Raw genomic sequence first — 8,231 nt, 5'->3', positions numbered from 1 at the left:
TACTAATCGATCGAGGACTTAACTAACTTCTTTTGGTTGTCGTTGAATGATCTCTTATTTAGTTTTTAGGGTACAAAAAAATCCTTGCATTTTCTCAGGAAACTGCATATAATATAACTTGTCCTTAAGAAGAAGGACGTTCTGAAACAACACAGAACGATCTACATCCTTTAGGTCTGGTAGCAATAGCGGAGAGGTCACACCTGTTCCCATGCCGAACACAGAAGTTAAGCTCTCCAGCGCCGATGGTAGTTGGGGCTTTGCCCCTGCAAGAGTAGGACGCCGCCAGGCGAACAAGAAGGAAGACTGAGTGAATTTTTTTACTCAGTCTTTTTTGTAGTCTAGGAATTAATTAAATTTGATCCTGTGTATAAATATGGGCGTGTTGAGCCGCGTCCACCCGGCTCTAGCACCCAGAAACAAGGTAACTTCACGAATAACCCTAATCTAAGTCATCATCGGCTCGCAAGCTCACCGTGATTCCTTTACCTCCGTTGACTCGCTCCATTTGTTCTTATGTAAAATATTTGGCCAGTAGTATTATGATAAATAGCAAGGTTTAATCATATATATAAGAGAAAAATATAAAAAGATGCCACTATACCTTTTATTTAGATTCATGTAAAATGAAGGGAAAAATGGATAGGGGGGTGCGAAAATTGCAAGCTTTTTTAGACGAATTATTGGGTGATCATTTTTATCTTATTATGTTACGTGTATTAATTGCGTTAGTTCTTTCTGGGTTAATTGGATTTGAAAGAGAAGTAAAGAATCATTCAGCCGGTTTTCGCACACATATCTTAGTTGGGGTCGGAGCCTGTTTAATGATGCTACTTTCCTTATTTGGATTTGAGTCATTTATGGAGTATGATAACGTTCGATTCGATCCTGCGAGAATACCATCCTATGTAATAAGCGGGATAGGTTTTCTGGGAGCAGGAACAATTATTGTTTATGGTGGCGCAATTCGCGGTTTAACAACTGCTGCTTCCATATGGACAGTTGCTGGTATAGGGCTTGTGGTTGGTGCCGGCATGTACGCAGCTGCTGTTTTTACGACATTTATCATTTTACTAAGTTTAATTTTTCTTAATAATTTTGAGCGACTATTTACAAAGGGGGGGACTTCCCACTTAATTGAGATTGTCACCTTACCCGATCTAAAGGTGAATGAGCTTGTTTCAGCGTTGGAAAAATTCGATTTAACCATAAAAAAAGTAGAGATTATTAAAATAGAAAACAACTTGCGAAATATTTTTATTAAAATAGAAAGAAAGCCAGATCTAGATCGAATTTCTTTATTTGAGGAAATTTCTAAAGTAGATCATGTGAAAAATATATCTGAGCTTAAGTAAATGGGGCTGCTAGAAGAACCTTACAACATATAATATGGTGTAAGGTTCTTTTTTTAATAGAAGAAATGATAGAGATCTCGTTCATTCATAGGTTTCGTAATGGTGATTTTTGTCTAGAATAAACATAGAACAAGGTATTTGCATCTTCTCGATTTTGACGTATAATAAAGGTAAAGTCAAAGATAGTCAAAGTCAAAGGATGCAGCTAAAAAGGGGGTGGGCATATGAGTAATATTTCAGATGTGATAGAAAATTATTTAAAACAGATACTTCAGGCTAAAGGAAAAAATGTGATTGAAATTAAACGAAGCGAGATCGCTGATCAATTTCAATGTGTCCCCTCACAGATAAATTATGTGATTAATACGCGCTTTACTGTGGAAAAAGGATATATAGTGGAGAGTAAACGTGGTGGTGGTGGATATATTCGTATTATGCGAGTAATTCATCAAGATAAATCAGAATTAATCAATGAAATAATTGAAATGATTAATCCAACAGTTTCTCAACAAAAATCTGTCGATGTGTTAGAAAGGCTATTGGAAGAAAATCTTATTACAGAACGCGAAGCAAAAATTATGCTGAGTGCTATTGATAGAAATACACTCGCATTTCAATTGCCGTTACGAGATGAAATTCGTGCGCGCATACTTACAACGATGCTGAATACGCTAAAGTATTTGAATAAGTAGGGGGGAATGCAAATGGAATGCCAGGAATGTCATGAACGACCTGCTACACTGCACTTTACACAATTGATTCAGGGACAAAAGATGGAAGTGCATGTATGTAAAGTTTGTGCAAAAGAAAAAGGATATTTGACATATCCAGAAGATGGATATTCATTGCATAATTTACTTTCTGGGCTCTTTAACTTTGATACATCAAATATGGCGGGACCTCAAGGGTCAGCCTATCAGCAAGTAAAAGAGCTACAGTGTCCTAAATGTGAAATGACCTTCTCGGAATTCAAACAAATAGGGAAATTTGGATGTGCGCTTTGCTACGAAACGTTTAATCATCGTCTGGACCCTATTTTCCGACGAGTACATGCTGGTAATACAAAGCATAGCGGAAAAATCCCTAAACGCCAAGGTGGGGATTTGCATAAGAAGAAGCAAGCAGAAGAATTAAAAGTAAAACTAAAAACGCTGGTGGAGAATGAGGAATTTGAAGAGGCTGCTAAAATAAGAGATAAAATTAAAGCGTTAAATCATGCGCAAGATGATTCGGGAGCAGGTGATCATACATGACACTACAGCAATTTATGAATAAGGCTATTAGCCCTTGGATGAGGGAGGAAGGACCAGATAGCGATATTGTACTAAGTAGTCGTATTCGCCTTGCAAGGAACTTTGCAAATATTGCTTATCCAATTCTTGCTGAGCCAAATCAATTAGAAGAAATAAGGAATTTCTTTAAAGAGAAATATGAAAATCAGTCATTTAGCGAGTATAAGAATATTTCCTTTATTTCTATCCGGGACTTATCAGCAGTTGAGAAACGCGTATTAGTAGAAAAACATTTAATCAGCCCATTATTGGCAAAGCACTCAGAGTCAGCTGCAACACTTATTTCTGAGAATGAACAGGTGTCCTTGATGATCAACGAGGAAGATCATATTCGTTTGCAACTGTACTTTCCAGGATTTCAATTATCTAAGGCGTTGCAAAAGGCATTTGAATTTGATGATTGGTTAGAAGAAAAAATTAATTATGCCTTTGATGAAACAAGAGGATACCTTACGAGCTGCCCTACTAATGTAGGTACTGGGATGCGTGCATCTGTCATGATGCATCTACCAGCTCTTGTTTTAACAAAACAAATAAATCGTATGATACCTGCCATTAATCAGTTAGGGCTTGTAGTCCGCGGTATTTATGGAGAAGGTAGTGAAGCGCAAGGTAATATTTTTCAAATATCTAATCAAATTACACTTGGAAAATCAGAAGAAGATATTGTGGAGGATTTACAAAGTGTCGTAAAACAGCTCATAGAGCATGAAAGATATGCTAGAAAACAATTAATGGAGCAATCAAGTGACAAAATGGAGGATAGAATTTATCGTTCCTTTGGTGTTTTGGAATATGCTAGGATCATGGAGTCGAAAGAAGCTGCTAAATGCTTATCTAATGTACGCCTAGGAATTGATTTAGGCCTTGTGAAAAATGTTTCACGAAATATCCTCAATGAATTAATGATACTTACTCAGCCAGGATTCCTACAACAATATGCCAAAAAGACATTGACAGCGAATGAACGTGATATATTACGAGCATCACTTATTCGCCAACGTTTACAATTAGAGAAATAGATAGGAGGAATTTTTTATATGATGTTTGGACGTTTTACAGAAAGAGCACAAAAGGTGTTAGCTTTATCTCAAGAAGAAGCCGTACGATTAGGCCATAATAATATTGGTACAGAACATATCCTCCTTGGACTTGTACGTGAAGGAGAGGGGATTGCGGCAAAAGCATTGCAATCTTTAGGGCTGGAAATTTCAAAAATACAAGAAGAGGTTGAAAAGCTAATTGGTGTTGGCAAACAACCGATGCAGTCAATACATTATACACCCCGTGCCAAAAAGGTTGTGGAGCTATCTCAGGATGAAGCAAGAAAGCTTGGCCACTCCTATGTAGGTACAGAGCATATATTGCTTGGTCTTATTCGTGAAGGAGAAGGTGTTGCTGCTCGTGTATTAAATAATTTAGGTGTTAGCCTAAATAAAGCTAGACAACAAGTGCTACAATTGCTTGGAAGTAATGAATCCCAGGCTAACAGACAGGGGCGCGGTCAACAATCTAATGCAAACACGCCGACGCTTGATTCACTTGCTCGTGATTTAACGGTAAGTGCGAAAGAAGGTAATATTGACCCCGTTATTGGCCGTAGCAAAGAAATTGAGCGCGTTATTCAAGTGTTAAGTCGTAGAACTAAGAATAATCCAGTTTTAATTGGTGAACCAGGTGTAGGTAAGACTGCCGTAGCCGAAGGGCTTGCACAGCAAATTATTAATAACGAAGTGCCAGAGACATTACGAGACAAACGAGTGATGACACTGGATATGGGTACAGTTGTAGCGGGAACAAAATATCGTGGAGAATTTGAAGATCGATTAAAGAAGGTTATGGAAGAGATTCGCCAGGCTGGAAATATTATACTGTTTATTGATGAGTTGCATACATTAATTGGCGCAGGAGGGGCTGAAGGTGCGATTGATGCATCGAATATTCTAAAACCCTCATTAGCCCGTGGGGAGCTTCAGTGTATTGGAGCTACAACGCTTGACGAGTACCGTAAATATATTGAAAAAGATGCAGCGCTAGAACGTAGATTTCAACCTATACAGGTAGATGAACCGACGTTAGAGGAAACCGTCCAAATTTTAAATGGTTTACGTGATCGTTATGAAGCACATCATCGCGTGACGATAACCGATGAAGCGATTGAAGCAGCTGCAAGTCTATCTGATCGTTATATTACAGACCGCTTTTTACCAGATAAAGCTATCGACTTGATTGACGAGGCTGGATCGAAGGTACGCTTACGCTCCTACACGGTACCACCTAATTTAAAGGAACTAGAACAAAAGCTGGAAGAAGTAAGAAAAGAAAAGGATGCGGCTGTACAAAGTCAGGAATTTGAAAAAGCAGCATCGCTTCGTGATTCTGAACAACGACTTCGTGAAGAATTAGAAGAAACAAAGAATGAGTGGAAAGAAAAGCAGGGACAAACCGATTCGGAAGTAACTATAGAAGATATTGCTAGTGTCGTTTCTACATGGACTGGTGTACCGGTTTCTAAATTGACAAAGGATGAAAGCGAACGATTGCTGAATATGGAAGATACGCTTCATAATCGTGTGATTGGTCAAGAAGAAGCTGTAAATGCAATTTCGAAAGCTATCAGAAGAGCTCGTGCAGGCTTAAAAGATCCAAAACGTCCGATAGGTTCTTTTATCTTCTTAGGACCAACAGGTGTAGGGAAAACGGAACTTGCTCGAGCACTAGCCGAAGCAATGTTTGCTGATGAGGATGCTATGATTCGTATTGACATGTCAGAGTATATGGAAAAACATGCTACGTCTCGTTTGGTAGGTTCACCTCCTGGTTATGTTGGCTATGATGAAGGTGGTCAGCTTACAGAAAAGGTTCGTAGAAAGCCATATTCTGTTGTATTACTTGATGAAGTGGAGAAGGCACACCCAGAAGTATTTAATATTCTATTACAAGTACTAGAGGATGGCCGTTTAACTGACTCGAAAGGTCGCGTAGTTGATTTCCGCAACACGGTATTAATTATGACATCCAATGTTGGTGCAAATGAGTTAAAACGTAATAAATATGTCGGCTTTAATTTGGAGGAAAATGGTCAAGATTATAAAGATATGAAATCTAAGGTTACAGAAGAATTGAAAAAGGCATTTCGTCCAGAATTCTTGAACCGTATTGATGAGACCATCGTATTCCATTCATTAGAGAAAAAACATATGAAGAATATTGTAACGTTAATGATTGAACAGTTACAGCAACGGCTTAAAGAACAGGATATTGATTTTTCGTTAACAGATAAAGCGTTAGATAAAATTGCTAATGAAGGTTTTGATCCCGAATACGGAGCACGACCGTTACGCCGTTCGATTCAAAAAAATATCGAAGATCTCTTATCAGAAGAATTACTTAAGGAGACAATCCAAAAAGGTCAAAAAGTGAAAATTGGCCTGAATAATAAAGGTGAATTTATTATTCTTCCATAGACGATGATAAGCAAAAAAGTAGGGAAAGGGGCTATCCAAAAAGTAGCCTGTACCTACATAACTGGAATATACTCGCTTCTTGCATGAAATGGTTCAGCCTCCTATTGTGGGTACAACACTCATGTTAGGTCTGCAAACTGTTTCTCTTTCTGCAGGAGTCTTGTATATTCCAGTTTTCTTTATATAAATAAGTGTGAGACTAATCCTTTTCTTAAACGATTAGATAACATAAATACTGTATAGGTACTCGAGGCCATGCATATTCTTTTGTTTGTGGGGAAAAAGTCACTTAGGAGTATAGCGTAAATGAATAAGGTATTCATGTTTTTTAGTAATAAGGAACGATTCTTATAAGGGAAGCAGGAATTTGTGGCAAGACTATGGAAATTATTGATTAAATTGATAGGAACCTGTAACTTTATCATTGCAATAATCGTATATAATAGATAAGTGAAGGGGTAGAGAAAATTGGCAAAGCGAAAAACGAAATATGTTTGTCAGGAATGTGGCTATGAATCCCCTAAATGGATGGGAAAATGTCCTGGATGTCACAATTGGAATACCTTTGTAGAGGAAGTAGAGATAACTGGAGGTCGACATAAGCAGGCTTTTCAAACAGGTGCTAGATCTACCGTCGGCAAGCCAGAGAAAATCACTTCTATCGAATCAGAAGAGGAACCACGTGTAACAACCTCTATGAAGGAATTTAACCGCGTATTAGGAGGCGGAATCGTACCAGGGTCATTGGTGTTGATTGGTGGCGATCCGGGTATTGGAAAGTCTACATTACTTTTACAGATCTCAGCGCAATTAGCGTATAAGCAATTACCTGTCCTTTATATATCTGGAGAGGAATCTACAAGACAAACAAAGCTACGAGCAGACCGTTTAGGTGTTAAAGCGGATTTACTTTATGTATTAGCGGAAACAAATTTATTAGATATATCCAATCAAGTAGAAGCCATTAAGCCTTCTTTTGTTGTTATTGATTCTATCCAGACGATTTTTCGGGAAGAGGTTTCAAGTGCACCGGGAAGTGTTTCACAGGTTCGCGAATGCACGGCAGAGCTGATGAAGCTGGCAAAATCAAATGGCATTCCTATTTTTATTGTGGGACATGTAACAAAGGAAGGGGCTATAGCTGGTCCCAGGCTGTTAGAGCACATGGTTGATGCGGTTCTTTATTTTGAAGGAGAGCGGCATCATACGTATCGTATTTTACGTGGGGTGAAAAATCGTTTCGGTAGTACGAATGAGATGGGGATATTTGAAATGAAAGAAGAAGGACTAAGGGAAGTAATGAATCCTTCTGAAATCTTCCTAGAAGAGCGCTCACAAGGAGCTGCTGGGTCAACTGTTGTTGCTTCTATGGAAGGAACAAGGCCTGTGCTTGTTGAAATTCAAGCGTTGATTTCACCTTCAGCCTTTGGGAACCCACGGAGGATGGCAACAGGGATTGATCATAATCGTGTTCCGCTGCTTATGGCAGTGCTGGAGAAGCGTGTTGGACTTATGTTACAGAATCAGGACGCCTATATAAAAGTAGCAGGTGGCGTAAAATTGGATGAACCCGCGATTGATTTAGCAATAGCAGTAAGTATTGCATCGAGTTTTCGTGATCAACCAACAAAGCCTGATGATATTTTTGTTGGAGAAGTTGGATTAACGGGAGAGATTAGACGTGTATCTCGTATCGAACAACGAGTTCAAGAAGCGGCAAAGCTAGGTTTTAAGCGCGTTATTTGTCCAAAAAATAATTTGGACGGTTGGACAGTTCCAGATAGTATTGAGGTTATCGGTGTAGAATCCGTTCAACAAGCATTAAATATTGGAGTCAGCAGGTAGTAGATTGTTTTTAAAGTCTTGGAAATAATAAAATTTTCCCTTATGGATAAATAGGCGCATGTTGAGCCACGTCCAGCTCCAGCGCCCAGAAACGAAGCGACATCACGAATGACCCTAGGATAAGTCATTATTGGCTCGCAAGCTCACCGTGCTTCCTTTATCTCCGTTGACTCGCTCCAGTCGGTACGTTTCAAATCGGGTGCTTGCACTTTTGCTCCTAAATTCATTGCTATTGGATTACTTATATGATATAATTTTATTTTTATATATTT

At 38.6% G+C, this 8,231-nt stretch carries 6 protein-coding genes and 1 rRNA gene; all 7 read left to right on the top strand.

The genetic code is table 11. The annotated features are described in order from the left end of the window. Nucleotides 1-175: 175 nt before the first annotated feature. The 7 genes from rrf to radA all read left to right on the top strand — a co-directional run bounded on the left by rrf (nt 176) and on the right by radA (nt 7,959). Nucleotides 176-291, top strand: a 5S ribosomal RNA gene (gene rrf, locus Q1A47_RS02130). A 368-nt stretch (nt 292-659) separates the two neighbouring features. Next, nucleotides 660-1,355, top strand: a complete 696-nt coding sequence (locus tag Q1A47_RS02125; protein WP_166530055.1) for an MgtC/SapB family protein — start codon at nt 660-662, stop codon at nt 1,353-1,355. A 224-nt stretch (nt 1,356-1,579) separates the two neighbouring features. After that, nucleotides 1,580-2,047: a CtsR family transcriptional regulator gene (locus Q1A47_RS02120; RefSeq protein WP_026680206.1), complete on the top strand. Its 468-nt coding sequence runs from the start codon at nt 1,580-1,582 to the stop codon at nt 2,045-2,047. A gap of 12 nt (nt 2,048-2,059) precedes the next feature. Beyond that, nucleotides 2,060-2,608, top strand: coding sequence for a UvrB/UvrC motif-containing protein (locus Q1A47_RS02115; RefSeq protein WP_026680207.1), 549 nt, complete (start codon nt 2,060-2,062; stop codon nt 2,606-2,608). Beyond that, nucleotides 2,605-3,669, top strand: a complete 1,065-nt coding sequence (locus Q1A47_RS02110) for a protein arginine kinase (protein WP_121604285.1) — start codon at nt 2,605-2,607, stop codon at nt 3,667-3,669. Before Q1A47_RS02115 ends, Q1A47_RS02110 begins: the two co-directional genes overlap by 4 nt. Before the next feature lie 18 nt (nt 3,670-3,687). Further along, a complete protein-coding gene (gene clpC / locus Q1A47_RS02105; protein ID WP_026680209.1) occupies nt 3,688-6,114 on the top strand; it encodes an ATP-dependent protease ATP-binding subunit ClpC in 2,427 nt (808 codons plus the stop codon). A 468-nt stretch (nt 6,115-6,582) separates the two neighbouring features. Next, nucleotides 6,583-7,959: a DNA repair protein RadA gene (radA, locus tag Q1A47_RS02100; protein ID WP_166530054.1), complete on the top strand. Its 1,377-nt coding sequence runs from the start codon at nt 6,583-6,585 to the stop codon at nt 7,957-7,959. Nucleotides 7,960-8,231 lie beyond the last annotated feature (272 nt).

The organism is uncultured Virgibacillus sp. (genome assembly GCF_947495635.1).
Lineage (GTDB): Bacteria > Bacillota > Bacilli > Bacillales > Amphibacillaceae > Virgibacillus > Virgibacillus salarius.
The sequence above is the reverse complement of the archived record's forward strand: the minus strand, read 5'-3'. Positions and strand labels throughout refer to the sequence as shown.

Coding starts and splice junctions, on each gene's coding strand:
- Q1A47_RS02120 (WP_026680206.1), top strand. CDS start 1,580: ATGAGTAATATTTCAGATGTGATAGAAAATTATTTAAAACAGATACTT.
- Q1A47_RS02115 (WP_026680207.1), top strand. CDS start 2,060: ATGGAATGCCAGGAATGTCATGAACGACCTGCTACACTGCACTTTACA.
- clpC (WP_026680209.1), top strand. CDS start 3,688: ATGATGTTTGGACGTTTTACAGAAAGAGCACAAAAGGTGTTAGCTTTA.
- Q1A47_RS02110 (WP_121604285.1), top strand. CDS start 2,605: ATGACACTACAGCAATTTATGAATAAGGCTATTAGCCCTTGGATGAGG.